25 protein-coding genes are annotated in these 23,764 nt (G+C 70.1%); 13 read left to right on the plus strand and 12 right to left on the minus strand.

Annotated elements, in window-relative coordinates; all coding sequences use genetic code 11:
* The first annotated feature begins 266 nt into the window (after positions 1-266).
* A complete protein-coding gene (locus NOSIN_RS02205; protein ID WP_077693353.1) occupies positions 267-1,205 on the plus strand; it encodes a 3'-5' exonuclease in 939 nt (312 codons plus the stop codon).
* A gap of 29 nt (positions 1,206-1,234) precedes the next feature.
* Here the strand turns inward: NOSIN_RS02205 and NOSIN_RS02210 are convergent, their stop codons facing one another.
* The 3 genes from NOSIN_RS02210 to NOSIN_RS02220 all read right to left on the minus strand — a co-directional run bounded on the left by NOSIN_RS02210 (position 1,235) and on the right by NOSIN_RS02220 (position 3,069).
* A complete protein-coding gene (locus tag NOSIN_RS02210; RefSeq protein WP_077689134.1) occupies positions 1,235-1,495 on the minus strand; it encodes a hypothetical protein in 261 nt (86 codons plus the stop codon).
* 154 nt (positions 1,496-1,649) lie between these two features.
* Positions 1,650-2,309, minus strand: coding sequence for a TetR/AcrR family transcriptional regulator (locus tag NOSIN_RS02215; RefSeq protein ID WP_077689135.1), 660 nt, complete (start codon positions 2,307-2,309; stop codon positions 1,650-1,652).
* A gap of 70 nt (positions 2,310-2,379) precedes the next feature.
* Complete coding sequence (locus NOSIN_RS02220; RefSeq protein WP_077689136.1) at positions 2,380-3,069, minus strand: biliverdin-producing heme oxygenase; 690 nt, start codon at positions 3,067-3,069, stop codon at positions 2,380-2,382.
* A 521-nt stretch (positions 3,070-3,590) separates the two neighbouring features.
* On the opposite strand from NOSIN_RS02220, the gene NOSIN_RS02225 reads away from it, so the two are divergent.
* The 5 genes from NOSIN_RS02225 to NOSIN_RS02245 all read left to right on the plus strand — a co-directional run bounded on the left by NOSIN_RS02225 (position 3,591) and on the right by NOSIN_RS02245 (position 8,863).
* Positions 3,591-4,856, plus strand: coding sequence for a PP2C family protein-serine/threonine phosphatase (locus tag NOSIN_RS02225; protein WP_077689137.1), 1,266 nt, complete (start codon positions 3,591-3,593; stop codon positions 4,854-4,856).
* Positions 4,857-4,879: 23 nt separating this feature from the next.
* Positions 4,880-6,811: a sensor histidine kinase gene (locus NOSIN_RS02230; RefSeq protein ID WP_077693354.1), complete on the plus strand. Its 1,932-nt coding sequence runs from the start codon at positions 4,880-4,882 to the stop codon at positions 6,809-6,811.
* Positions 6,812-6,839: 28 nt separating this feature from the next.
* A complete protein-coding gene (locus tag NOSIN_RS02235; RefSeq protein WP_073702827.1) occupies positions 6,840-7,274 on the plus strand; it encodes a response regulator in 435 nt (144 codons plus the stop codon).
* Between the two features lie 108 nt (positions 7,275-7,382).
* Positions 7,383-7,910 (plus strand): low molecular weight protein-tyrosine-phosphatase, encoded by a 528-nt coding sequence (locus NOSIN_RS02240; protein ID WP_077689138.1) that lies wholly within the window; start codon positions 7,383-7,385, stop codon positions 7,908-7,910.
* Positions 7,911-7,933: 23 nt separating this feature from the next.
* Positions 7,934-8,863 carry a fructosamine kinase family protein gene (locus NOSIN_RS02245; protein ID WP_077693355.1) on the plus strand — a complete coding sequence of 310 codons (930 nt, stop codon included), beginning with the start codon at positions 7,934-7,936 and terminating at the stop codon, positions 8,861-8,863.
* A 24-nt stretch (positions 8,864-8,887) separates the two neighbouring features.
* Here the strand turns inward: NOSIN_RS02245 and NOSIN_RS02250 are convergent, their stop codons facing one another.
* The 3 genes from NOSIN_RS02250 to NOSIN_RS02260 all read right to left on the minus strand — a co-directional run bounded on the left by NOSIN_RS02250 (position 8,888) and on the right by NOSIN_RS02260 (position 12,323).
* The gene (locus tag NOSIN_RS02250; protein ID WP_077689139.1) at positions 8,888-9,862 is read right to left on the minus strand and encodes a carbohydrate ABC transporter permease; all 975 of its coding nucleotides are present in this window, start codon (positions 9,860-9,862) and stop codon (positions 8,888-8,890) included.
* The gene (locus NOSIN_RS02255) at positions 9,859-10,836 is read right to left on the minus strand and encodes a carbohydrate ABC transporter permease (protein ID WP_077689140.1); all 978 of its coding nucleotides are present in this window, start codon (positions 10,834-10,836) and stop codon (positions 9,859-9,861) included. Before NOSIN_RS02255 ends, NOSIN_RS02250 begins: the two co-directional genes overlap by 4 nt.
* Positions 10,837-10,958: 122 nt before the next feature.
* Positions 10,959-12,323, minus strand: coding sequence for an ABC transporter substrate-binding protein (locus NOSIN_RS02260; protein WP_077689141.1), 1,365 nt, complete (start codon positions 12,321-12,323; stop codon positions 10,959-10,961).
* A gap of 342 nt (positions 12,324-12,665) precedes the next feature.
* Between NOSIN_RS02260 and NOSIN_RS02265 the strand changes: the two genes are divergently transcribed.
* Positions 12,666-13,748 carry a Gfo/Idh/MocA family oxidoreductase gene (locus tag NOSIN_RS02265; protein ID WP_077689142.1) on the plus strand — a complete coding sequence of 361 codons (1,083 nt, stop codon included), beginning with the start codon at positions 12,666-12,668 and terminating at the stop codon, positions 13,746-13,748.
* A 152-nt stretch (positions 13,749-13,900) separates the two neighbouring features.
* Positions 13,901-15,262 (plus strand): four-carbon acid sugar kinase family protein, encoded by a 1,362-nt coding sequence (locus NOSIN_RS02270; RefSeq protein WP_077689143.1) that lies wholly within the window; start codon positions 13,901-13,903, stop codon positions 15,260-15,262.
* A 214-nt stretch (positions 15,263-15,476) separates the two neighbouring features.
* Here the strand turns inward: NOSIN_RS02270 and NOSIN_RS27575 are convergent, their stop codons facing one another.
* The 3 genes from NOSIN_RS27575 to NOSIN_RS02285 form a co-directional block, all read right to left on the minus strand.
* Positions 15,477-15,641, minus strand: coding sequence for a hypothetical protein (locus NOSIN_RS27575; protein ID WP_227014636.1), 165 nt, complete (start codon positions 15,639-15,641; stop codon positions 15,477-15,479).
* 576 nt (positions 15,642-16,217) lie between these two features.
* Positions 16,218-16,460 carry a DUF397 domain-containing protein gene (locus NOSIN_RS02280; protein WP_077689144.1) on the minus strand — a complete coding sequence of 81 codons (243 nt, stop codon included), beginning with the start codon at positions 16,458-16,460 and terminating at the stop codon, positions 16,218-16,220.
* Positions 16,457-17,320, minus strand: a complete 864-nt coding sequence (locus NOSIN_RS02285) for a helix-turn-helix domain-containing protein (protein WP_077693356.1) — start codon at positions 17,318-17,320, stop codon at positions 16,457-16,459. Before NOSIN_RS02285 ends, NOSIN_RS02280 begins: the two co-directional genes overlap by 4 nt.
* Before the next feature lie 251 nt (positions 17,321-17,571).
* Here NOSIN_RS02285 and NOSIN_RS02290 point away from each other — a divergent pair, with 251 nt between their 5' ends.
* From NOSIN_RS02290 to NOSIN_RS02305, 4 genes are all read left to right on the plus strand, one after another.
* Positions 17,572-18,117: an ATP-binding protein gene (locus NOSIN_RS02290; RefSeq protein WP_143833011.1), complete on the plus strand. Its 546-nt coding sequence runs from the start codon at positions 17,572-17,574 to the stop codon at positions 18,115-18,117.
* Between the two features lie 175 nt (positions 18,118-18,292).
* Positions 18,293-18,577 carry a hypothetical protein gene (locus NOSIN_RS02295; RefSeq protein WP_309232735.1) on the plus strand — a complete coding sequence of 95 codons (285 nt, stop codon included), beginning with the start codon at positions 18,293-18,295 and terminating at the stop codon, positions 18,575-18,577.
* Between the two features lie 647 nt (positions 18,578-19,224).
* The gene (locus tag NOSIN_RS02300) at positions 19,225-19,434 is read left to right on the plus strand and encodes a hypothetical protein (protein WP_077689147.1); all 210 of its coding nucleotides are present in this window, start codon (positions 19,225-19,227) and stop codon (positions 19,432-19,434) included.
* The gene (locus NOSIN_RS02305; RefSeq protein WP_227014637.1) at positions 19,431-19,700 is read left to right on the plus strand and encodes a type II toxin-antitoxin system RelE family toxin; all 270 of its coding nucleotides are present in this window, start codon (positions 19,431-19,433) and stop codon (positions 19,698-19,700) included. The genes NOSIN_RS02300 and NOSIN_RS02305 overlap by 4 nt, the downstream gene beginning before the upstream one ends.
* An 860-nt stretch (positions 19,701-20,560) precedes the next feature.
* On the opposite strand, the gene NOSIN_RS26575 is transcribed toward NOSIN_RS02305, so the two are convergent.
* Both NOSIN_RS26575 and NOSIN_RS02310 read right to left on the minus strand, forming a co-directional pair.
* A complete protein-coding gene (locus NOSIN_RS26575) occupies positions 20,561-20,749 on the minus strand; it encodes a hypothetical protein (protein ID WP_143832832.1) in 189 nt (62 codons plus the stop codon).
* A gap of 286 nt (positions 20,750-21,035) precedes the next feature.
* Entirely contained in the window at positions 21,036-22,052 is a 1,017-nt protein-coding gene (locus tag NOSIN_RS02310; protein ID WP_077689149.1) for a helix-turn-helix domain-containing protein, read from the minus strand.
* A 276-nt stretch (positions 22,053-22,328) separates the two neighbouring features.
* Here NOSIN_RS02310 and NOSIN_RS02315 point away from each other — a divergent pair, with 276 nt between their 5' ends.
* A complete protein-coding gene (locus NOSIN_RS02315) occupies positions 22,329-22,760 on the plus strand; it encodes a PPOX class F420-dependent oxidoreductase (protein WP_077689150.1) in 432 nt (143 codons plus the stop codon).
* 64 nt (positions 22,761-22,824) lie between these two features.
* Here NOSIN_RS02315 and NOSIN_RS02320 read toward each other — a convergent pair whose 3' ends face one another.
* Positions 22,825-23,724, minus strand: a complete 900-nt coding sequence (locus NOSIN_RS02320) for an alpha/beta fold hydrolase (protein ID WP_171986545.1) — start codon at positions 23,722-23,724, stop codon at positions 22,825-22,827.
* Positions 23,725-23,764: the final 40 nt, after the last annotated feature.

The following is a 23,764-nucleotide window of genomic DNA, read 5'->3' on the forward strand; positions in this document are numbered from 1 at the left end:
GCTCTCCTCGCCGTTGAGGTCGGGGCAGGGTGTGCGTGGGGTGTCCTCGTCTGCGTGGACACGCCTAAGAACGTTACATAATCCACCTTTCTTCCGGTCACAGGGCGGACGCGGACCGCACGGACCAGGGAGGACGGCGGTGGATCCTCCGGGCCGGCGGGGATGCGCGCGGAGTCCGCTGTCGGACGCGGGGAGTAGGGTCGTTGCCGGTACACACCAGGAGAAACGACCGGCTGACAAGGTAGGACGAGGGAGTGGGGCACACGATGGGAACGCTGCGGGCGGGCGCGCTGACCCGGCGCAGGGTCGGCATGCGGGCGGCGGACCTGGAGTACGCGGTGCTCGACATGGAGACCACCGGCCTCGACCCGAACGAGGGCGCGCGCATCGTGGAGATCGCGGTGGTGCGTGTACGCGGAGACGGCAAGCTGGTCGAGGAGTTCAGCACCCTGGTCGACCCGCGCGCGCCGGTGGGCGGACGGGAGTTCCACGGCATCTCCGAGAGCGACACCACCGGTGCGCCGACCATCGCCCAGGTGGTGCCCAGGCTGGCCGGGCTGCTGTCCGACGCGGTCGTGGTCAGCCACAACCTCGACTTCGAACAGCGCTTCCTCGGCTCGGAGCTGGCCGCGGCGGGCCTGCCGACGGGGCAGTCCGGACTGTGCGCGCTGCGCGCGCTGCGCTCACAGGTGGACCTGGAGCGGTACTCGCTGCCCAAGGCCTCCTTCCAGCTCAGCGGGGACTGGCCGACCGGCCAGCACACGGCCCTGGGCGACGCCCGCGCCTGCGCCAAGCTGCTCGCGGAGATGCTCACCAACGCCCCGGGCGAGCTGCGCTACGACGGGCGCTCCCCCAAGCGCTTCGCGGCGCTGGGGCCCGCTCCCGGCACGGTGAGCACGCCGGTCCGGTGGAAGCCGCGTACGGTGTCGGTGCCCGGCGGACTGCAACCGCTGAGCCCCTGGCGGGCGCGGTGGCGGCCCCACGAACTGGACCCGGCGCTGTGCGGCGGGGCCTTCGGCGCCACGGACCGGGCGGCCGCCGAGGCGGCCGCGCGCCGCGACACCCGTTTCCGGGAGCGGCTGGCCACGGTCGCCGCCGTGACGGGCGGGATCGCGGCCACGGCCGCGGGCGGGCTGCTGGTGCGGCTGGCGGGCGGCCACGGCGGCGGGTGGCCGATCGGCGGAGGTCCCGGCGGCGGAGCCTGACCCGCCGGCGCTCCGCGGCCGGGCCGTGCTCAGACGCCGGACAGGGTGAGGAAGAACGCCACGATCAGGGCGCTGCCGCCGACCGCGGTGAGCAGTGCCCTGCCCTGCTCGGTGAGCCGGGCCGAGACCAGGCGCACGCGCGGGGGGACTCCGGGGCGCCTCGCGGTGGCCACGGAACCACCGCGGCCGGAGCGGGGCTCCGGGGGCCGTCCGGGCACGTAGCGGGGCACCTTGTTGAACAGGGCGACCGACACCAGGACGGTGCCGAGGATGACTAGCACGAGGGACACGTCGGAGAGGGCCTCACACTCGGTCGCGAGAGGGGACCGCCCGGGGGCGGGCGGGGGCCACCGATTCTCGCCGACGGGACGTGTCGCCGCCACCCCGGGAGCGCCCGGCCGACGCCGTGGCGGGGGTTAGGTCCCGACCCTTATGACCTGGTGTTCACGCCCTCCCACCCTGGGTGGTGGTGCCCGAGGGTTTGAGGAGGATGGTGTCGACGGTTTCGGTCACCACTCCGAGGGCGCGGAGCACGAACCGGGTGACCAGCGCGTGGGCCTCGTCCAGGTCGATCTCGCCGCTGACGAGCGGCAGGCGCTGGGAGCCGACCATCGACAGGGTGAGCCGGGCCGTGTGCTCGGCGGGCAGGGGGTCGAACTCGCCCGCGAGGGCGCCCTCCTCCAGGATCTCGGTCAGCAGGCGCTGCATGGGAGCCACGTGGGCGGCGAGTGCCTGGTAGGCGTCGGGGCCGAGGCTGGCCCCGAGTTCGGCGGCGGGCGGGTGCGGGTGCGCCATGAGGCCCTCCAACTGGAGGCGGACGAACGCCGAGAGCCGTCGTGCCGCCGACACCCCCGAGGGCAGTTCGCGCCGGTACCGCTCGACGAAGGAGCGGTTGACCTGCTCGGTGAACGCCAGGAGCAGCGCGGGCTTGTCGGGGAAGTAGTTGTACAGCGCGGTGCGCGTCAGCCCCGCGGAGTTGGCCACGTCGGTCATGGAGACGCGGTCGATCCCCTGGGTCCGGATCAGCTCGTCGACGGCCTCCATGATGCGCTCCCGCGTGCGGGCGCGGTGGGCGGCGATGGTCGGAGCCGTGATCTTGGGCATCCTCCTATGGTGTCACGGCGCGCGATCACCGCGGCGCGGTTCGGCGGCGCCGGAGGGCGGCTCCGACGTCTCAGGCCGCGATGGACACGTACATCCGCCCCAGGTCGGCGAACACCTCGGTGTTGAGCTGGTAGGCCAGCCGGGTCTCGGCCACCAGGCGGGCCTCGGCGGCCTCGTCCAGGCCCAGGGAGTCGAGTCGCTCCCGGTACCCGGCGCGGAACCGGGGGAGGCTGCCCAGACCGTCGAAGACGTAGAAGGCGACGCCGGCCTCGTCGGTGAGCCCGTAGGCCCCGGCCGCCACGCGGCGGATGAACTGGCCCCCGGACACGTCGCCCATGTAGCGGGTGTAGTGGTGGGCGACGTACCCCTCGGGGTGGTCCGCCATCTGGGCGATGCGCGCCGCGTAGGTGCGGGTGGCCGGGGTGGGGGAGATCCTCTCGCGCCAGTCGGCGCCGAGCAGGTGCTCCAGGTCGCGGACCAGGGCGGGGATCCGTTCCAGCTCCGGTCGGTGGAACCCCCCGGCGACGGGGTCGTCCGCGAGCAGGGCGCCGGTCTCCTCCAGCGCGACGTAGGCGAAGTAGTGCTGGGCGACCATCCCGGCGTATCCGGCCCGGGAGAGCGTGCCGTCCATGAGGGCCCGGGTGAACCCGTGGTCCTCCGCGGCCCGGTGGTCGCTCCAGGTCGCGGCCCTGAGCCGCTGGGAGAAGGACTCGGGCCGGTCGGGGACGGCTGTAGTGGGGGCCCCGGTCGCTGTGCTCATGGTGCTGCCCGCCTTCCGTGCCGCACGTTTTATGACATCATGTCATTTAGATGTCGGCCGCTGTCAAGGTGGATGCGACACCCTGTCACGAAAAACCGTCCCCGCCCTCCTCCGACCCCGTCCCCTGACGTGCTCCCGTGGATCCGGGGAGGGCCGAACGGGATCTCGGGTAGGCTCCGCTTGGTTCCAGGCGTGTCCCCCGTCACATCCCGCACGTGCCTCTGCACGCGCATACGCCCGTTCCGTCCAGGTGCGGGGATCCCCTCCGTACACCCGCTCCGAGCGGGGGACGGGCCCTCTCGCGGGCGGAGCGGCGCGGCGGTTTCGTCCGCCGACGTCGGATGTGTCTCGTACCGGTCGCTGGTCAACAGGTCGCCGGGGCGATTATCGTTTGGATGCCGTGCGGTCCGAGCCGTTGGGAAGAGCCCCGGGTGCCCCGGGGCCACGCGGCGCGAAGAGCACCCCACGGACCGGCAGACCAAGGGCGATGAGTGGATACCAGGAGAACGAAGCACGATCCCGTGACGGTGATCGGCGGGGAGGCGGCACAGGCCGCCTCCGTCAACGGTGCTGTCTCGCACGAAAGCGCCTTCCTGGACGAGGACACCGTCGTGAACGAGCGGGTGGAGGCCAGCGTCGAATCGGTTGACGTCCTACTGATCGAAGACGACCCCGGTGACGCCTTCCTCGCCGAGGAGCTGCTCGACGAGACGGCCCTGACCACGCGCATCACGTGGGTTTCGACCCTCGCCGAGGCGCGCGTGCACCTCGGGGGGTTCCGCGGCTGCGTGCTGCTCGACCTCAACCTCCCCGACGCCCATGGCCTGGACCTGCTCCGCGAGGTCCTGGAGGGCGCGCCCGGCGCGGCCGTCGTCGTCCTCACCGGACTCGACGACGAGCACGAGGGCGTCGCGGCCGTGGCCGCGGGCGCCCAGGACTACCTCGTCAAGGGCCAGGTCGACGGCTCCCTGCTCGGACGCAGCCTGCGCTACTCCCTCGAACGGCGCCGCGCCGACGAGAACGCCCACCACCTCCGCGAGGCCCGCCTGCGCGCCCGCGAGAACATGCGCCTCGAACGCGGACTGCTGCCCCAGGTCCTCCTACAGCGCTCGCCGCTGGAGCACCGCGCCTACTACCGGCCCGGGCGCAAGCGCGCCCTGGTCGGAGGGGACTTCTACGACGCGGTCGAGAAGGACGGCACCACCCACGTCATCATCGGCGACGTCAGCGGACACGGCCCCGACGAGGCCGCCCTCGGCGTCAGCCTGCGCATCGCCTGGCGCGCCCTCATCATGGGCGGCGTCGACGAGGAGCGGGTGCTGCCCAACCTGGAGGACATCCTGGTCAGCGAACGCGCACAGGAGGAGCTGTACGCGACGCTGTGCATGGCGAGCCTTGACACCGGCGACGACCGGGTCAGGCTCCGCGTCCTGGGGCACCCGCCGCCCATGATCCTGCGCGGCGGCGCGGTCGAGGAGACCCGGGTCACCCCGCAGCCTCCCCTGGGCGTCTTCCCGGTCGAGCAGAACGACATCGACGAGGTCGTGCTCCCCGTCGGGTCGACCATGCTCTTCTACACCGACGGCCTCGTGGACGCCTACGACGGCGCCCCGCCCGCGCGCCTGGAGGTCGCCGGCCTGAGCCGCATGGTCAGCGGCGTGCTGGCGCGGGACACCTCGCTGTCCCAGCTTCCCGAACGCCTGGTGGACGAGGCCGAGCACAGCAACGGGGGGCCGCTCCAGGACGACGTGGCGATGCTGCTCATCACGCACGGAGAAACCGGGTGAACACACCCGGAGAGGGGACGGCCATGGAGACCGAGGGATCCGGGCCGGCCCCGGGCACCGGCGTGCGCGGTGGCGCCTCCACCGGCGGCGCGCACTTCGTCAACGGCGCGGGCCGTGAGCGCGGACGCGCCCCCCGCGAGTCGTGGAGCCTGCGGCGGCGCGTCACCAGCCTGCTGACCGTGGTCGCCGTCGTCCTGGTCGTGGCGGTGTCGGTCATCACCCTGGCCGCGCTGGAGGCCCGCGAGTCCCTCAGCCTGCAGGTCGACTCCCTGACCCCCGCCGTGAGCGCCGTCGAGCAGACCAGCGGGGCCTACCTCACCCAGGACCACGCCCTGCGCGGCTACATCCTCACCGAGGACCGCGAGTTCCTCCAGCCCTACGTCGAGAGCCAGTTGACCCTGGCCGAGCACAGGGCCTCCCTGATCCAGCTCGCCGAGGACAACCCCGAGGTGGCCACCAACGTCGACGACCTGCTCGCCGCGGGCCGGAAGTGGACCGAGGAGTTCGCCGAGCCCGCCCTGGAGCAGGTCAGCAGCGGCCAGGAGATCTCCCAGGAGGACCTGCGGCGCGGTCGGGTCCTGTTCCTGGAGCTCACCCGGGTCAGCGACACCACCGCCCAGCAGCTCAACGCCGAGATCAACGAGGCCCGCGACGGCCTGACCCTGGCCACCCAGCAGGTCATCGCCCTGCTGGTCCTGGTCGGCCTGGTCGTGGTGTTCCTGTCGGTGTTCCTGTGGGTGATGCTCCAGCAGTGGGTGCTGCGCCCCCTGGACGAACTGGCGGGTCACATGCGCCAGGTGTCGGAGGGCTACTACGCGCACCGGATCTCCCTGTACGGGCCGCCGGAGATCGTCCGGCTCGGCCGTGACGTGGACTCCATGCGCGAGCGCATCGTGCACGACCTGGAGGAGGTCGCCTCCGCCCGGCGCAAGCTCCAGGAGCAGTCCGCCCTCCTGGAGAACCAGACCGAGGAGCTGCGCCGCTCCAACCTGGAGCTGGAGCAGTTCGCCTACGTCGCCTCCCACGACCTCCAGGAGCCGCTGCGCAAGGTGGCGAGCTTCTGCCAACTGCTCCAGCGCCGCTACCAGGGGCAGTTGGACGAGCGCGCCGACTCCTACATCGACTTCGCGGTCGAGGGGGCCAAGCGCATGCAGACCCTCATCAACGACCTGCTGGCCTTCTCCCGGGTCGGCCGGACGAGGAACTTCACACCGGTTCCCCTGGAGGGCGCCCTGGACGACGCGCTGAGCAACCTGTCCACCCGCCTGGAGGAGGTGGACGCCGAGGTCACCTGGGAGCCGATGCCGACCGTGCAGGGCGACCGCACCCTGCTCACCCAGGTGTTCTTCAACCTGGTGGGCAACGCCGTGAAGTTCCGCGGCGAGGAGGGGCCCCGCGTCCACATCAGCGTCGAGCGGCGCGAGGACGAGTGGGTGTTCTGCTGTACGGACAACGGGATCGGGATCGAGCCGCAGTACGCCGAGCGCATCTTCGTGATCTTCCAGAGGCTGCACACCAGGGACAAGTACACGGGTACGGGCATCGGCCTGGCGATGTGCAAGAAGATCGTGGAGTTCCACGGGGGACGGATCTGGCTGGACACGGGTCCGCACGACGCCGAGGTGCCCGAAACCTCAGAGGAAGAGAACTCCGGCCAGACCGGAACCCGCATATGCTGGTCCTTGCCCGTCGACTCCGCCCAAGAGGTGAACGCGGTCCCCGAGCCGGGAACCGCCGGAAGCGCTCCCAGCGATAACGGAGTCGAGGGCACCGAGGACGCCGAGACCACCACCCCCGAGGACTCGGCTCCGACGGCCGCACGACAGTCCACGGGTACGGGTTCCCCGGAGGAGGACGGCGGCGCCGAACCGGACGACGGATCCGGCGGTGCGCGGTCCGCTCCACCCGGGCCCGGTGGCGGTACGGTTCCCCCCGGCCACGGGGCGGGGCCCTGAGGCAGGGGTCTGAAGCTTGAGCGAGGTCATGTTGGTGCATCCCATCGAGGTGCTGCTGGTCGAGGACGATCCCGGTGACGTCCTGATGACCAAGGAGGCGTTCGAGGAACACAAGCTGGGCAACCGCCTGCACGTGGTCTCCGACGGCGTCGAGGCACTGCGCTTCCTGCGTCGTGAGGGGGAGTTCGCCGACGCACCGCGCCCCCACCTGATCCTGCTCGACCTCAACCTGCCCCGCAAGGACGGCCGCGAGGTGCTGGAGGAGGTCAAGAACGACGACGACCTCGCGCACATCCCCGTCGTGGTGCTCACCACCTCCGAGGCGGAGGAGGACGTGCTGCGCAGCTACCGCCTGCACGCCAACGCCTACGTGCCCAAACCGGTGGACTTCGAGCAGTTCATACGGGTGGTCCGGCAGATCGACGACTTCTTCGTCAGCGTGGTCCGCCTTCCCAAGGGCTGATCGGGCGCGCACCGCACGGGCCCGGTCCCGCCCGGCCCCGGCAGGTCGTGCGAACGCGCGCGGGGCGAAGCCGCGTGGGCACGGCGGTTTTTCGTTACGGTAAGAGGTATGAGCTTGCCGGAACCGCGTGATCCCGCTGGTCCCTACCGTGTCAGCGTGGTGTGCCTGGGCAACATCTGCCGGTCGCCCATGGCTGAGAAGGTCCTCACCGCCGACCTCGAACGGGCCGGGCTGAGCGAGCTCGTGGAGGTGGACAGCTCCGGCACGGGCGACTGGCACGTGGGCGGCGGCATGGACCCGCGCGCGGCCTCCACCCTGCGCGTGCACGGATACCTGACCGGCCACACCGCCCGCCAGTTCGACCCCGCGGACCTCGCCACCCGCGACCTCGTCCTGGCCATGGACCTGGACAACGTCGACGAGGTGCGGCGCGCCGTCGACGAGTACGGCGACAGGTACGGGTTCGACATGTCGCGTCTGCGCCTCTTCCGCTCCTTCGCGCCCGACAGCGGCCCCAACCCGGAGGTCCCCGACCCCTACTACGGCGGCGACGACGGGTTCACCGCCGTCCTGAACATGGTGGAGGCCGCCGCCAAGGGCCTCACCAGCGAGCTCGCCGCCCGGTTGGGGCGGTAGTGCCGGGGGAGAGGGGATCGACCGTGCGGGCGTTCGGAGGCGGGGACGACGGCGACGGGCACGGGGAGAGACGCCCCAGGGACCCGGTCAGCGGCACCATGGCCGAACGCCTGTCCGTCCTGCTCGACCGCGATGTCGGCCGTGCCGTCCGCGCCGGGAGCAGCCACGACTGGGACATCTCCTACGCCGAGCTCACCGACGGCACCCGCCTGTTCGTCAAGGCCCTGCCCCGGGGCGCCCCGCCGAGCGGGGTGCTCACCGCCGAGGCGCGGGGACTGGAGTGGCTGGGCCGCACCTTCGGTTCGCCGGCCATCGACGTCCTGGCCTGGGACGAGCGCATCCTCGTCCTGCCGTGGATGGAGGAGCGCGAGCCCACCGCCCAGGCCGCCGAACGGCTCGGACACCGGCTCGCCGGGATGCACATGACCGGCGCCGACCACTTCGGCGCCGACTGGCCCGGCTACATCGGGCCGCTGCCCATGGACAACACCCCCTCCGACGACTGGCCGCGCTTTTACGCCGAGCAGCGGCTGCGCCCCTACCTGCGCCGGGCCCTGGACCAGGGCGCGCTCACCCCCTCCGACGTGCGCGTGGTGGAGAAGGTCGTCGACGCGGTGCCCGACCTGGCGGGGGACCCCGGGCCGCCCGCACGCGTGCACGGGGACCTGTGGAGCGGCAACGTGCTCTGGCGGGAACGGGACGCGGTGCTGATCGACCCGGCCGCGCACGGCGGCCACCGGGAGGCCGACCTGGCCATGCTGGCCCTGTTCGGCCTCCCCCACCTGGAACGGGTCCGCGACGCCTACAACGAGGCGGCGCCGCTGGCCTCCGGCTGGCGGTCGCGGGTCGCCCTGCACCAACTGCACCCGCTGCTGGTGCACGTGTGCCTGTTCGGCGCCGCCTACCGGACCACGACCCTGGAGGCAGCCCGTACCGCCCTGCGCGGCGGCTGACCGGCTCCGGGGCCGGGACGGTCCTCAGCCCTTGACGCTGCCCGCCAGCAGACCGCGAACGAAGTAGCGCTGCAACAGGAAGAACACGAGCAGCGGCACGACCATCGACACGAAGGCCCCCGCGGTGAGCCGGTGCCAGTCCTCGCCGCGCGTTCCGGCCATCTCGGCGAGGCGGACGGTCAGCGGTGCGGTGAAGCCGTCGCCCCCGGTGAAGATCAGCGCCACCAGCAGGTCGTTCCAGACCCACAGGAACTGGAAGATCCCCAGCGACACCAGCGCCGGGGCGATCAGCGGCAGCACGATACGGGTGAAGATGTGCCCGTGCCCGGCGCCGTCCACCCGGGCCGCCTCGAACAGCGACTTCGGCAGTTGCGAGACGAAGTTGTGCAGCAGGAAGATGCCCAGCGGCAGGCCGAAGATCGTGTGCGCCACCCACACGTTGGTGAAGGCCATGGCGCCCGTCAGCTCCCACGCGGGCAGGATCTGGGTCCCGCCGACCGACACCCCCTGCGAGAAGAACCGCAGCAGCGGGACCAGCGACATCTGTAGCGGGACGATCTGAAGCGCGAAGATCCCCAGGAAGAGCCAGTCCCGGCCACGGAAGTCGATCCAGGCCAGCGCGTACGCCGCGAGCGCCCCCACTCCCAGCACGAACACCGTGGAGGGGAGCGTGATCACGAGGGAGTTGACGAAGTAGGTGATCAGCTGCCCGTCGCCCCCGCCGCCGAACAGCACGTCCCGGTAGTTGTCCAGGGTCACCTCGGGCGAGGCGAGGAACGTCCACCACCCGGTGGTGTGGATCTGCTCGGCGGGCCGGAACGAGGAGACGAGCAGGCCCGCGGTCGGCACCGTCCACAGCACGGCGATCACGAGCGCCGCGAGGCCGGCCGCCGAACCGGTCAGACGGCGGCGTACCCGCCCGGCCGCGCTTCCCCGCGCTCTGCGGGAGGCCCTGCCGGGCGCCTCGGAGACGACGGGGGTCGTCGGAGTGGTCGTCATGCCAGCTCCCTTGCCTTGCGGTTGCGGCGGATCTGTACGACCACCAGCGGAATGACCAGGACGAACAGGAACACCGCCAGGGCGGAGCCCTGGCCGATCTGTCCCTGTTGGAAGGCCTGGCTGTACATCTCGTTGGCGATCACGCTGGTCCCGTAGTTGCCGCCGGTCATGGTGCGGACGATGTCGAAGACCTTCAGGGTCTGCACCGTGATGGTGATGAGCACGACCAGCAGGGTCGGCCACACCGAGGGCAGGGTGATCCGGCTGAACAGCTGCCAGGGCCCCGCGCCGTCGATGCGGGCGGCCTCGGTGATCTCCGCCGGGATCGCCTTGATCGACGCCGACAGCACGACCATGGCGAAGCCGGCCTGCACCCAGATCAGCACCAGGATCAGCAGGAAGGTGTTGAGCGGCTGTTCGAGCAGCCACAGCCGCGGCTCCCCGTCCAGCCAGACCACGATCTGGTTGAACAGCCCGTACTGCTCCTGGTCGGCGGGCCGGTAGGCGAAGACGAAGCGCCAGATGATGCTGGCGCCGACGAACGAGATCGCCATCGGCATGAACACCAGCGACTTGGCGACCGCCTCGAACCGGGAGCGGTCGATGAGGATGGCGTAGAGCAGCCCGATGGCGGTGGCCAGGGCCGGGGCGAACACCACCCACAGCAGGGTGTTGCGCAGGACCAGCAGGATCTCCGGCCGCTGGAACATCCAGAGGTAGTTGGCGAGTCCCACGAACTCCTCGCCGGAGCGGTCGTGGAAGGACAGCATGGTCGTGCGCAGCACCGGGTAGACGAGCCCGCCGAGCAGGAGGACCAGGGCCGGTGCGAGGAAGAGGAACGCCTGCCAGCGGTCGCGCCGGGTGCGCGGCACGTCGACCAGGACGAGCATCAGGCCGATGACGCCCAGGAAGGCGGCGATCCCGATGAGCATCCACACGATCTTGGGAAGCTCGTACAGGAACGAGTACTCCATGGAGACCCCTTGTCGGTCTACAGGGGTGACGGGGCCCGGCCGGTCGGGCCGGGCCCCGTGCGGTCAGGGGACGGGACCCCGGTCAGGGGATCCGCTGAGGGGATCCTGATCCGGGGGACCGGTCAGGGCCAGGAGGACTCGATGGACTCCAGGACGTCGTCGGTGGAGGTGCCGGTGACCCAGTCGACCATGCCGCTCCAGAAGGCCTCGGTCCCCACGGAGGAGGGCATCGAGTCACTGGCGTCGAAGTGGAAGACGGTGTCCGGCGCGAGCAGGACCTCGGCCGCGAACTGGGCCGCGGGGTCCTCGATGACGGACGTGTCCATGTTCCTGTTGGCCGACACCCAGGCGCCCTCGGAGGCGCGGCTGTTGGCGTACTCGGGGGTGGACAGGTACTCGTGCACCGCGACGACCTCGGGCCGGTCGGCGAAGGGGACGGCGAACTCGCCGCCGCCCATGACCGGGACCTCGGCGCCGGCCTCCAGCGGGGGCAGGACGAAGCCGTAGACGTCCCCGTCCTCGGCCACCACGACGTCCTCACCGAACTGCGCCGAGTAGAACGAGCCCATCATGTACAGCCCGCAGCCGCCGTCGAGCAGCGGAAGCCCGGCCTCCTGGAAGGAGGTGACGGCGATGCTGTCCACGCCGCCGAAGTCGCCGTTGACGTAGTCGGGGTTGCGGACGACGCCGTCGGCCAGCTCGAAGGCGTCGGCGACCTTCGGGTCGTCGAAGGGGATGTCGTGGGAGATCCAGTCGTTGTAGGCGTCGGTGCCCGAGGTGCGCAGCAGCGCGTTCTCGATCCAGTCCGTGCCGGGCCAGCCGGTGGCGTCACCGGACTCGAAGCCGACGCACCAGGGCTTGGTGCCGGAATCGGCGATCTCGTCGCTGAGGGCCAGCATGTCGTCCCAGGTCTCGGGGACCTCGTAGCCGTTCTCCTCGAAGAAGGTCGGCGAGTACCACACCATCGACTTCATGTTGGCGCCGTAGGGGGAGCCGTACAGCTCGCCGTCGAAGGTGGCGTAGCCGCGCCAGTCCTCGCCCCAGCCCTCCTCGACGTTGGCCCTGACCCCGTCGGCCACGGGCAGGGCGTGGCCGTCCTCGACGACCCGCTCCAGCAGGCCGGGCTGCGGGATCAGCGCCAGGTCGGGAGCGTTGCCGCCCTCCAGGCGGATGGGCAGCTGTGCCTCGAACTCGCCGCTGCCCTCGTGCTTGATGTCGATGCCGGTGCACGCCTCGAAGTCGGCCCAGGAGCGGTCCATGCGCTCGGCCTCCTCGTCGCGGATGGACGAGTAGACGTCGACCGTGCCCTCCTCGACGTCGCTCCACTGCTCGAAGGGGGCGCAGTCGACGTCGGAGGCGTCGGGTGTGCCGCCTCCTCCGCCCTCCCCGCTGAGGAAACCGCAGCCCGAGATCGTGAGGAGGACGCTTCCTGCCGTCGCCGCCACCGCCAGGTGTCGGCGGCGCGCCTTGCGGTCTGGTAGCAGCATGGGGGCTTCTCTCTCGTGTCCGGAGGTCGGCGGGCACCGGGTGGTGCCGCCGGTCGGGTCGTGTGACCCAGGGCATGCCGGAACACGATGGAAGCCGCTCCAGGTGAAAATGTCTACAGATATTGCAATAGCTTTCGTAACGATGCCGAAACGCCTTTACCTTTGCCGCGGAAGACCTGCTCCGAACGCGGGAGCGCCGGGGCGGAACCCGCGGTGACGGCAGGGCCGTGGGGGCCGAGTCCGCTCCGCACGCGCCCTCCCCGCCGGGGGCCGTGGACCGAGCGGGGGGACGCGGCCGCGTGACGGTGCGGTCGCACACCGAACACCTCCTAGATTGGTGGTATGGCTGACGCACCGAGCACACCAGAGAACGGCGGACCCGAGCTGCACGTGGCACTCATCGGCTACGGCAAGGGAGGCGAGGTCTTCCACGCGCCGCTGATCGACGCGGTGCCGGGGCTGCGCCTGTCCGCGGTGGTCACGGGCAACCCCGAACGCCGCCGGGCGGCCGAGGAGCGCTACCCCGGTGTCACCGTGTACCCCAACGTCGCCGAGTTGTGGGCGGACTCCGACCGCTACGAGATCGCGGTCGTCACCACGCCCAACGACACCCACGCGCCGCTGTCCCAGGCCGCCCTGGAGACGGGCATGGCGGTGGTGGTGGACAAGCCCTTCGCGCTGACCGCCGCGCAGGCGCGGGAGCTCACCGACCTGGCGGGCAAGCTGGACCAGGTGCTCACCGTGTACCAGAACCGGCGCTGGGACTCCGACTTCCTCACCCTGTGGAAGCTGATCGAGGAGGGCTCCCTGGGGCGGGTGCACCGGTTCGAGTCGCGCTTCGAGCGCTGGCGCCCGCAGGCCAAGGCGACCTGGCGTGAGAGCGGCGGGGTCGAGACCGGGGCTGGGCTGCTCTACGACCTGGGCCCGCACCTGATCGACCAGGCGATCAACCTGTTCGGCCCGGTCGCCTCCGTCTACGCCGAGATCGACACCCTGCGCGAGGGGGTCAACTCCGACGACGACGTCTTCCTGGCCCTCAACCACGCCCGGGGCACCCGCTCCCACCTGTGGATGAGCGCGCTCACCGCCCAGAACGGGCCGCGCTTTCGGGTCCTGGGGAACGAGGGCGCGTTCACGGTCCACGGGATGGACGGCCAGGAGGCCAGGCTGACCGCGGGGGAGCGGCCGGACGCCGCCGACTGGGGCGTGGTCGCCGAGGAGGACCGGGGCGTGCTCGGGGTGGACGGCGACACCCGCCGGGTGCCCAGTGAGCGCGGCGCGTACACCGAGTTCTACGCGGGGGTGCGCGACGCGGTCGGTGAGGGCGAGCCGCTGCCGGTGGACCTGCACGAGGTGATCCACGGGCTGGAGGTCATCGAGTCCGCCCGGCGCAGCGCGCGCACGGGCATGGTGGTCAACCTGTGAACTCCGCCGGCGCCGGTCCCTGACGGTCCGGGCATCACCGCTGCTCCCTCGTGGGCCTATGTTGGGAGGAGGCCCTTCCCGGGGCCTCCCTCCGGGGTTCGTGCTGGACTCCACCGGACCCCGACGCCGACGAACGCCGAAGGAGACGTGCCGTGGCCCAGGTCCTCGTGGTCGCAGACGACCTCACCGGTGCCAACGCCACCGGTGCCAGGTTCGCCCGAACCGGGATGCGTGTGGCCACGGTGACCCCCGAGCACGTGAGCCGGGTGTCCGGCGACTACGACGTGGTCGTGGCCAACCTGGACAGCCGCCACGTTCCCGCCGAGCAGGCCGCCGACCTGGTCGCGGACGTGGTCGAGGCCGTCTGGCCGGTGGGGCTGGTGGTCAAGCGCACCGACTCCACGCTGCGCGGCAACATCGGCGCCGAGCTGGAGGCCGCCTACGACGCCGTGCGCGGCCGGGTCCCCGCCGGGACGCGGGTACGCGTGCTGCTCGTTCCGGCCTTCCCGGGTTCGGGGCGCGTCACCGAGGACGGGGTGCAACTGCTCAACGGGATGCCGCTGGAGCGCACGGAGCTCGCGCTGGACCCGCTGTGCCCGATGACCACCAGCGTCGTCGCCGACATCCTCGCGGTCCAGACGGACCTTCCGGTGCGGCACGTGCCCGTCCGCCAGGTGACCCAGACGATGCTCACCGCCGAACTGCTCGCCGGTGACGAGCCGGTCGTGGTGTGCGACGCGAGTACCGAGCAGCACCTGACCGACATCGCCGAGGCCGCGGCGGCCGCGCACCGGACCGACGGAACCGTGTGGGTGGCGGCCGACCCCGGGCCCACGGGGGCGCTGCTGGCCTACGCGCTGCGCCTGCGCGGCCAGGCGGGCTCGCGCGGGCCGCTGCTGGGGGTGGTGGGCAGCACCACCGAGCTGACCCGGCGGCAGCTCGCCACGGTGGCGCGCACCGGCGCGGTGCGGTTCGTGGACGTGGACGCGGTGGCGCTCACCGGTCCCGACGATGGCCACGCGGACGAGGTCGCCGAGGAGCTGGCCGAGCAGTTGACCTCGTCGGGCTTTCCCGAGCTGTGCGTGCTGCGGGTGGTGAACACCTCCGAGCAGGTGCGCGAGCTGCCCGCCCAGGCCCGGGTGGAGCTGCCGGCCCGGATCGCGCGGCTGGTCGCGGACGTGGTCAACGGGGTGGCCGACACCATCGGGGCCCACGCGCTGCCCAGCGGTCTGTACCTGTGCGGCGGTGACCTGGTGGCCAGCCTGCTGGACGAGCTGGGCGTGCACGCCTTCGACGTGGGCGGCGAGATCGTGCCGCTGGCGGTTCACGGACACCTCAGCGGAGGGCCGTTGGACGGGACGCCGGTCGTGGCCAAGGGCGGTCTGGTGGGGGACGAGATCACCCTGGTCGAGTGCCTGACCAAGCTGCGCAGGGCGGTGCAGACCCGGTTGCACCAGGTGCACTCGGAGGTGTCCGAGCACGTGGTGCCGGTTCCGCTCCGGGACACCGTCTGAGCCGGGGCGCAGGGGCCGGAGTCGGATCCGGGGGCGGAGTCAGCGCGCCGGGACGGTAGCGGGATACCCCCTGGCCGAGAACCCCGAACCGGAGTTGGACCGCCGCCCACGCCGGGTGGCGGGTCCGGTGGCCACCGCGGAAGCGCTCTGCCCGTCGGCGGACCAACCTCCTGAAGGCGGTCCTGGGAGGGGACGGCGAACGTGAACGGTGCTCTCAGTGCCCTCGGTGCCTCCCGCCCTCCGGAGCGCCGAACACGGGTTCCGCGTCCTCGAACTCCTCGGCCCGGCCTGCGGTGATCCGCTCACCGGACTCGCGTTCTCCCCGCTGCCGGTCGCGATCCCCGGTCCACGCCTGGTCATCAGCCTGGACCGCGGCCATGCCCCTGAGCGTGGTCCGCCGTCCTTTCCGATACCGAGCTCGGCTTCGTCGCCCTCACGGATGTGGAGGGTCTCCACGACATCTTCGTGCGGGACGGCCCGGTGACGGCGAAGCACCACCGCGCGCTGACACCTCGCTTGCGTACCGTCCACGGTCCGTCCCTTCGGAGGCGGCCGTACTCCCGGGTTCCTCCCTCCGCCCGGCGGCACGGTCGCAGGATGGATCCAGCACTCGGGTGGTCCAGCTCTCCCACCAAGGCTTTGCCCACAAGGGGAGGGGAGAGTCGGGCGGATGGGTTTCCAGACGTGCGGCGGGGCCCTGGTGACGGAAGCGGCCGTCATCAAGGCCCCGTTGTCGTGCGCGGTGCTGCCGATGCCGGTGTTGCCTCGGTGGGGGAGGGGACCGGAGGGTGGGAACGGGAGGCCGGTGCGGTGACCGCAAAGGTTCGTGGAGGTGCGCTCAACCACGGTGATCTTGCTCTTGGCGTCACTGTGGAGCACCCACAGTGACGCCAAGAGCAAGATCACCGCAGAGGGAGCCTCCTAGTTCACATCCACCACGTTTTCGGCCAGTCCCTTAGCCGCGGGCGATGACGAGGAAGGCGTCCCATTCGGCGGCGGGGAAGGGGAGGTGGCCCCTGGCCGGGTTCTTGGAGTCCCGGACGGCCGCGCCGCAGGGCAGGTCGGCGACCTCGACGCAGTTTTCACCAGCACCGCTGTGACTGCTCTTCCGGAAGCCCGTGGGGATGTGGGCGACCTCGACACAGTTCGGCGCTTGCCCGCTATAGCTGCTCTTGCGGAAAACCAGCTCGTTACTCATCCGTCGCTCTCTAGGGATGCGAGCACGTCGGCGATGAACCGGGCGCTCTGCGTGGTACTCAGGGCAGTGCCCTGGATATCGCCAAATGTGGCGCTGTAGCGGGCGACATCCTTGGGCTGCTCGAAGAATACTGAATCAGTCACGGTATCCACGTGGACGATGGGCAAGGCCAGGTTCTCGGGGAACTCCAGGATGCTGAACGGGGCCACCAACGCCGCGTGGGAGCCTGCTGAGAAGGGGAGCACCTGCACATCGATGTTGGGCATCTTCGCCATGTGCAGCAGATGCCTCACTTGCTCAGCCATGATCGATGAGTTACCGATCATGCGACGTAGCGCCGCCTCGTCCATGACCACCCGTAGGTGCACGGGGTTGAACCTTGACAGGATTTCTCGCCTGGTCATGCGTGCGTCCACACGGTGGGCGATGTCTTTGGCATCGGTATAACGTCCGCCCTGGAACAGTGCTTCGGCGTATCCGGGAGTCTGGAGAAGCCCGGGAATCACGAGGCCCTCGAAGCTGCGAATGACGGATGCCTCGGCCTCGAAGTCAGGCAGGGCCTGCTCACCGAAGACCTCACGGTACTTGGACCACCAGCCTCGTTCCTTGGCATCGCGGGCCAGTGCGTGCATGGCCAAGCGCTTTGAGGGTTCGTCGATCTTGTAGAGATCCATGAGCTTGTCGAGGTCACCGGAAGTGATACGGCGGGTTTCGGTGGTCTCGATCTTGCTGATCTTGGACGCTGTCCACCCGAGAACCTTGCCTGCCTGAGAGACCGTCAGCTTTGCACGCTCACGGCCTTGCTTGAGCTCAGAGACGAGAAGACGAAGCCTAAGGGTGGGGCTGTAAGGGATGCGCATGTCCAAAGTCTAGGCCACTCATCCGATAATGTCGCATCTAGCTTGACTCTCGACAATATCGAGTCCACTATGGAGCTGTAGTCAGTGACGGAGGTGTAACACAGAGTCTCTGCTGGTCAGGCTACGCCGTGCCCCTTCCCGCTGCCGGGAAACGCGAAGGTCTCACTCCTGCGGGCACACCGAACCCCCGTTGTCACTCCACACACGCAAGGAGTCTGTTCGTCATGCTCGCAACCGTTCCCAAGCCCCCGATGCCTCCCCTTCCCGAGGTGACCGTGCCCCTCGCGGAGCTGGTCCCGCCCCGCTGCCGCCACTACTTCTCCGGCCGCTCGGACCGCGCCCACTACCGGACCCGTCGCTACGACTTCGGCGGATCGGCCCAGTACATGCCGCTGGTGCGCGCGTTCCTGGACACCTGCGCCGCCGAACGCGATGACGACTACCGCTACCTGTTCACCCTGCTCGGCTCCGAGCTCGCCAACAACGCTCTGCGCCACTCCCGCTCAGGGCAGCCTTTCGGGGTCTACACCCTCACCTGCCAGCGCACCCGCTTGGGGCTTCACCTCACCTGTCGCGACCAGGGCGCGCGCGACAGCAGGCCGCTCGCCCTCGACCAGCGCTTGCACCTGCGGCCCTCGTCGGGCGGGCTGGACCTGGCCGCCGAATCCGGACGAGGGCTGGCCATGATCGACGCCCTCGCCACCTCTTGGGGCGACAACGGCATCTGCGACTACCGACAGGTCTGGTTCTTCCTGGCCTACGACCTGACCGACAGCCTCTGGAACGTCCAGCCCTAGGCACCAACGCTGCTGCACGCAAAAGGGCCCAGGAAAGCGCGCCAACGCTCTTCCCGGGCCCCAAAACAATCCCGAATTCCGCTCACTCTCACATGTTCAGAAAGCAGGATCAGTGACGCATCCTATCCCCGCCTCGCGACCCTCCAGTGACCCGCTGTACCGTCCGCTGCCGCCGTTGCCCCGACGTCGCCCCCTGGTGGGCCCGTTCTGCCCGGTGTGCGAGCACCCCTCCTGCCGCCAGCGCCGCGCGGCACGCCTGCCCCGCCTGGGCGGCCAGCGCTCCGAGTTCGCCCGCGAACACGCCCGCGCCGCCGCTCTCCAGCGGTACAACCCGCACCTGATCGTCTGGTTCGGTGAGCAGACGCTGTCCTACTGGGTTGCTTCACCCGCCGGTCTGACCGAGGCCCGGGAGCCGGGCGATCTGCTCCTTCTCCTGGATCCGGCGCCCACCTACGCCTGACGTGTACCGGCGGGGGTATGACCCGTGCTCCTGCCGGTACGCTGCTGCCATGGTTTTCCGAGGACTACAGGTGCTGCCTGATTTGTCTGTTTTTCGAGAAGTTGGAAAAACGGCTGCTTGCCGCTGGTAAGTTTCCAGGTCAGTTACGTGTTCCCCGCGCACGCGGGGATGGTCCCTACCGGTACGACCGGGGGTTGGCGACGATCTTGTGCTCCCCGCGCACGCGGGGATGGTCCCCGAGGAGGCCGAATGGCCTGGGTTCGTCTCAGGTGCTCCCCGTGCACGCGGGGATGGTCCCGGGCCGCCCGGGACAACCCTTCGGCCGACCGGGTGCTCCCCGCGCACGCGGGGACGGTCCCCGGTCGTGGGCGTCGTCGGGCTGCTCGGTGAAGTGCTCCCCGCGCACGCGGGTATAGACCTGTTGCGTGTGAGGCGTATGTCTGAGATTCGCGACTTCGGCTAGCTGCTTCTTCTCTGGGGTCCGGCGTTCGTCCTCACCGAGTAGTGCCCGAACACCTGACGATGACTGCCTTCGGAGGAAAGGCGGTCACCGCCGCACTTGCATAGGATGCTCGGCTGTACGGTCATACCAGAGCCGCCTGGTCAGGACAGGTGCCCGGTATCCCATCAAGCACGGAGAACGCACCATGACCGCGATGCCTATGGAACCCGAAGAAGGCCCTGGGGTCGGTCGTGACCTGAGAGGGTACGTGCTCGTCCCAGCTAGCTGGGTCGAGCACTATGAGCAACTCATCGAGGAACACGATGATGCCGAGGCTGAGCGGATTTCCGCAGACGTCAAAGCTGGACGCGAACCAGTCTTCACCCATGACGAGGTATGGGGAGACGACGATTGAGCGGCCGCTACGTCCTCCAGTACACCAATACCGCACGTAAGGGCATCAAGCGCCTCGACGGATCCGTTCGCAAGCGGGTACGGGCAGCGATCGAGGCGCTCGCCGATGATCCCCGACCGAATGGATGCGTCCAGGTCAAAGGCCACCCTGACATGTGGCGCATCCGCGTCGGTGGCTACCGCATTCGCTACGAGCTCGATGATGGTGTTCTCGTCGTTCTGGTTCTTAAGGTTGCTCCCCGAGGCGGATTCTACGACGACCTGTAGCTCTCTCAGGGGAAGCGCGGGTAGTCAGGTCCAGCCTTGGCAGGCAGGGTGCCCACGCAGCAGTGACTCGACCAGTTTTGTTCCGATCCTGTTTTCGCCTGTTGGTGCATTACTGGTGGGAGATCGATGAGTCTCTCGGTACGCTGCTGCCGTGGTTTTCCGAGGGTCGCAGGTGCTGTCCGGTTTGTCTGTTTTTCGAGAAGTTGGAAAAACGGCTGCTTGCCGCTGGTAAGTTCCCAGGTCAGTTACGTGCTCCCCGCGCACGCGGGGATGGTCCCCGGGGTGGACTCCCACCGGCGGCGGAAAAAGTGTGCTCCCCGCGCACGCGGGGGTGGTCCCAATCCGGGGTGTTTCACGCTGTTTCCTTAGTGATGCACCGGGCCCATCAGCCACGCGCGTAGTCGCTCGGATGTCGACGCAGACACTCCTCACCGAATTCGCTGCCATCTAATGGGCCAGTCAGTGTTTGCTCGCCGAAGGACGGGTAGGGGCCGGGAGAGCACCTGCGCGCCTCGCGGGCCACGGGGGACGGCCGTCACGGCTGTGTGGCCCAGGGATGACACGGCGCGGGTGCGGGGTCGGCGCCCACGGGGGTGAGCGCGCACGGCCCGCGCTGGACCGCCGGTATCGGGGGATCCGCAGGGTTCGGCGAGATGCGAGAGCCCCCGCGCAACCGAGTGTTGCGCGGGGGTTTTTCTCATGCCAGGCAGGGCCCGATGCGAACTCCCTGACCCGCGCACCATCACCGCCTGCTGTTCCTGGGGAGAGCCACGTTGGGCAGCAGCACGGCCACAGCCGTCGCGACCCCACCAAGAGCCGGGCGGTGCGGGACCGAAGAAATTTCCCGGGTTCTCCCGGTATCAGGAGGAAGATTCGCGGGCCCGGATGCCGCGGATCGTGAGCGTCAGCCATACGGCGAACACACCGATCAGGGCCGCGGCCGCCACGATGGCGTAGTAGGGGAAGTCGAAGGCCAGCACCGAAGCGGCCAGCGCGGTCGAGGCCGCCCCGAATGCCAGGTGCACTGTGGGCTTCACGATGTACGTCACTTTCCGTATTGGAACGCTCTCGAACCTAACACCCGATCACCCCACATGGGTAAAAGCTGCAAAAGCCTGATGCATGGACAAAAGACATCCCCTGGCGGACGAAGTGCCTCCATGGCCTTCGGTCCGTCGACCCAAAAGCGGTCCCTGCGCTGCCGAAGAACGGTTGTGTATCACTCGTTGTGCTGAATGCAGGTAAGGCGCGTTCTTCGAGGGCACACTCAGGCAACGCCCGCAAAGACCTGTGGCTCACCGGGCACGGGGTCCAGAACTCGGATCGGTGAGGCCCTCAGGAGTCGGTGGCCGGAGCGCGCATGGCATCGGCGATCCAGACGTAGGGAGCCGGATCGTCTCCGTCCTCTTCGGGCGCGGTCCCGTTGATCGCCGCCACCAGGGACAGGTACCGGCCGTGGGTGTCGTCGTACACGGGGCCCTCGGAGGCGGCGTCCTCTTCGGCGATCCGGCGCATGATGTCGGGGGCCTGCCGGTATCCGTCGGCCATCTTGTTCCGGAACTCGGGGGTGAGCGGTATGCCGGACAGCGCCGTGGCCGCTTCCATGAAGCGCGTGACGGCCTCTTGTGCCCAGGGGGACCGGGGGGACTCACCGGCACGGTACGCGGCGAGGACCTCCTCGATGAGCGGGACCCCGCTCGTGTGGACGAAGTCCTGGAACGGTGCGCTCGCCATGTCCCGTCCCTCCCTCGTGGAGTAGGTCTCCCGCAGGTAGGTGCGGACCGCGTCGCGAAACCCCGGGTCACGCACCAGGTCGGCCAGTTCGATCCAGGCTTCGAGCTGGGCGGCCGTGGGATCCGCGGACAGGACCGGCCGCATCATCCGCAACCGGTCGACGAAGCCGTCGGGGACGTCGAGGCCCTCGCCGACGCCGTTCCAGAAGTCGTCGATGATCCGCTCGCGTTCCTCGTCGGTCATCGAGACGAGCTTGTGCATCAGGTCGGCCTGCGCGGTCGTGCCGCCCTGCCTGATCAGGGTCCTGAGCACCGCACGCCTGGCCCGCAGGGTGCGCTCCTGGCGCTCGACGATCTCCAGGTGCGTGGTGAGCAGCCCGTGCAGGTCGGTCCTCCCTTCGAGCAGTCGGCGGATCTCCTCCAGGTCGGTGTCCAACTCGCGCAGGGTGCGGACGAGTTCCAGCCGGGCGATGGCGTCGATGTCGTACAGCCGGTGGCCGCCCTCGCTCATGCCCGTGGGCTCGATGAGTCCGGCGTCGGCGTAGAACCGGACGGCGCTGACACTCAGGCCGCTGCGGCGTGCGGCGTCTCCGATGGGGTACAGCTCTTGTTCGCGCATGGAGCCACTGTGGGACCTCAAGCGACTTGAGATGCAAGTCCGTTCGACGCGTAGGCCCACTCCGAGGGGCCCGTGCCCGGTGCGGGGTTCGGTACCGGCGTCGGACTTTCGCGGTTCGGCGGGCCCCGGACGAGCAGGCCGTGGATGATGGGCACGGTGGCAGCGGCGGCGCGGTGGTGATCGGGCGGTTCCGTGAGTCCTCGGGGCGCGGTCACGACCGGCCCGGCCCCGCACCGCCACGAACAGCCAGCACCCGGTCGAGAGGTGACCCCGAACATGACCGCCACACCGTTCAACCCGCGCGCGCTGCTCGCGGAGAGCCGGCTCGGCGTCCTCGCGACGATCAAGTCGGACGGACGCCCTCAGCTCTCACCCGTCATGCCCTTCTACGACCAGGAGGCCGAGGTCATCCACGTCTCGGTGACCGAGGGGCGGGCCAAGACGGCCAACCTGCGCCGGGACCCGCGAGCCGCACTGGAGGTCACCAGCCCCGACGGCTGGGCGTGGGCCACCGCCGAGGGCACGGCGGTGCTCACCGGTCCGGGGACCGACCCCCACGGCCCCGAGGTGGAGGCGCTGGTGCGCTACTACCGCCTCGCCTCGGGAGAGCACCCGGACTGGGACGAGTACCGGGCGGCGATGGTGTCCGACCGCAGGGTGCTCATGACGATGACGGTCGACCACGTGTACGGCGCCAGGATCCGCTGACGGCACTCGCACGCCGATGCCCCCGGCCGTCCTGACCGGGGGCACCGCGGGGAGACGAGCCGTGTCAGGCGGCCTTCGAACGGGCGCCCAGGTGCTCGGCGGCGAGGTTCCCCAGCAGCTCGGACAGGGTCCTCGGGTACTCCAGCGGCCCCATGTGCCCGGCGCCGGGGATCTCCCGCACCTCGCGGCAGTCCTTCAACAGCGAACCGATGTGGTGCGCGTGCCAGGGCGGGGTCAGCTTGTCCTCGGTCCCCACCAGCACGACGGTGGGCGCCGAGATCTGCCGGGTGGACTCCTCCACCTCCAGCGTGGTCATCACGCCTCCCCACGCGCCCCGGGGCACGGGGGCGCACGCGTGCACCATCCTCATGCACAGCCGCACCATGCGCGGGTCCGACTCCCGGCCCATGATCATGGGCCTCAGCAGCGCGGTGGTGACGGGGTTGCTCGGGCCCAGGGGCAGGGGCGCCTTCAGGAAGACCTTCGAGCCGAGCGTGCCCAGCGGTCCGGGCAGCGGAATCGCGGTCGAGCGCTTGGGCAGTTGCGTGCATCCGGTGTTGGTGAGCAGCACCGCGGCGGCCCTGTCCTGGAACACCGGGTGCGCGCCGGCCGCCATGACGGTCATCCCGCCCATGCTGTGCCCGGCCACGACGGCCTTCCGCCCCTCGGGGACGGCCGCCTCCAGGACCGCGCACAGGTCCTCGGCCAGCTTCTCCGCGCCGTACCCCGCGCGGGTGATCGGCGTCTGGCTGCGGCCGTGGCCGCGCTGGTCGTAGAGCACCACCCGCAGGGACGGATCGAGTTCGCGCACCACCGGCCCCCACGAGGCCAGCGACGTCGCCCAGCAGTGGGCGAGGACCACGGTCGGCCCGTCCTCGGGGCCGCGTACCTCGACGTGCAGCAGCGTGCCGTCGGCGGAGCGCACCTGGAGTTCTCGGACCTGACCCACGTGTCGGGTTGCCATCGGGGATACCTCTCACTCGGGGGCAAGGCGCGCCGGGGGA

This window comes from Nocardiopsis sinuspersici, assembly GCF_001998325.1.
In the GTDB taxonomy this organism is placed as follows: domain Bacteria; phylum Actinomycetota; class Actinomycetes; order Streptosporangiales; family Streptosporangiaceae; genus Nocardiopsis; species Nocardiopsis sinuspersici.

Excerpts from the sequence above, each read along its gene's own strand:
- NOSIN_RS02205 (WP_077693353.1), top strand. The coding sequence starts at position 267 with ATGGGAACGCTGCGGGCGGGCGCGCTGACCCGGCGCAGGGTCGGCATG.
- NOSIN_RS02215 (WP_077689135.1), bottom strand. The coding sequence starts at position 2,309 with ATGCCCAAGATCACGGCTCCGACCATCGCCGCCCACCGCGCCCGCACG.
- NOSIN_RS02220 (WP_077689136.1), bottom strand. The coding sequence starts at position 3,069 with ATGAGCACAGCGACCGGGGCCCCCACTACAGCCGTCCCCGACCGGCCC.
- NOSIN_RS02230 (WP_077693354.1), top strand. The coding sequence starts at position 4,880 with ATGGAGACCGAGGGATCCGGGCCGGCCCCGGGCACCGGCGTGCGCGGT.
- NOSIN_RS02235 (WP_073702827.1), top strand. The coding sequence starts at position 6,840 with ATGTTGGTGCATCCCATCGAGGTGCTGCTGGTCGAGGACGATCCCGGT.
- NOSIN_RS02240 (WP_077689138.1), top strand. The coding sequence starts at position 7,383 with ATGAGCTTGCCGGAACCGCGTGATCCCGCTGGTCCCTACCGTGTCAGC.
- NOSIN_RS02250 (WP_077689139.1), bottom strand. The coding sequence starts at position 9,862 with ATGACGACCACTCCGACGACCCCCGTCGTCTCCGAGGCGCCCGGCAGG.
- NOSIN_RS02255 (WP_077689140.1), bottom strand. The coding sequence starts at position 10,836 with ATGGAGTACTCGTTCCTGTACGAGCTTCCCAAGATCGTGTGGATGCTC.
- NOSIN_RS02260 (WP_077689141.1), bottom strand. The coding sequence starts at position 12,323 with ATGCTGCTACCAGACCGCAAGGCGCGCCGCCGACACCTGGCGGTGGCG.
- NOSIN_RS02265 (WP_077689142.1), top strand. The coding sequence starts at position 12,666 with ATGGCTGACGCACCGAGCACACCAGAGAACGGCGGACCCGAGCTGCAC.
- NOSIN_RS27575 (WP_227014636.1), bottom strand. The coding sequence starts at position 15,641 with ATGGCCGCGGTCCAGGCTGATGACCAGGCGTGGACCGGGGATCGCGAC.
- NOSIN_RS02280 (WP_077689144.1), bottom strand. The coding sequence starts at position 16,460 with ATGAGTAACGAGCTGGTTTTCCGCAAGAGCAGCTATAGCGGGCAAGCG.
- NOSIN_RS02285 (WP_077693356.1), bottom strand. The coding sequence starts at position 17,320 with ATGCGCATCCCTTACAGCCCCACCCTTAGGCTTCGTCTTCTCGTCTCT.
- NOSIN_RS02290 (WP_143833011.1), top strand. The coding sequence starts at position 17,572 with ATGCCTCCCCTTCCCGAGGTGACCGTGCCCCTCGCGGAGCTGGTCCCG.
- NOSIN_RS02300 (WP_077689147.1), top strand. The coding sequence starts at position 19,225 with ATGACCGCGATGCCTATGGAACCCGAAGAAGGCCCTGGGGTCGGTCGT.
- NOSIN_RS02310 (WP_077689149.1), bottom strand. The coding sequence starts at position 22,052 with ATGCGCGAACAAGAGCTGTACCCCATCGGAGACGCCGCACGCCGCAGC.
- NOSIN_RS02315 (WP_077689150.1), top strand. The coding sequence starts at position 22,329 with ATGACCGCCACACCGTTCAACCCGCGCGCGCTGCTCGCGGAGAGCCGG.
- NOSIN_RS02320 (WP_171986545.1), bottom strand. The coding sequence starts at position 23,724 with ATGGCAACCCGACACGTGGGTCAGGTCCGAGAACTCCAGGTGCGCTCC.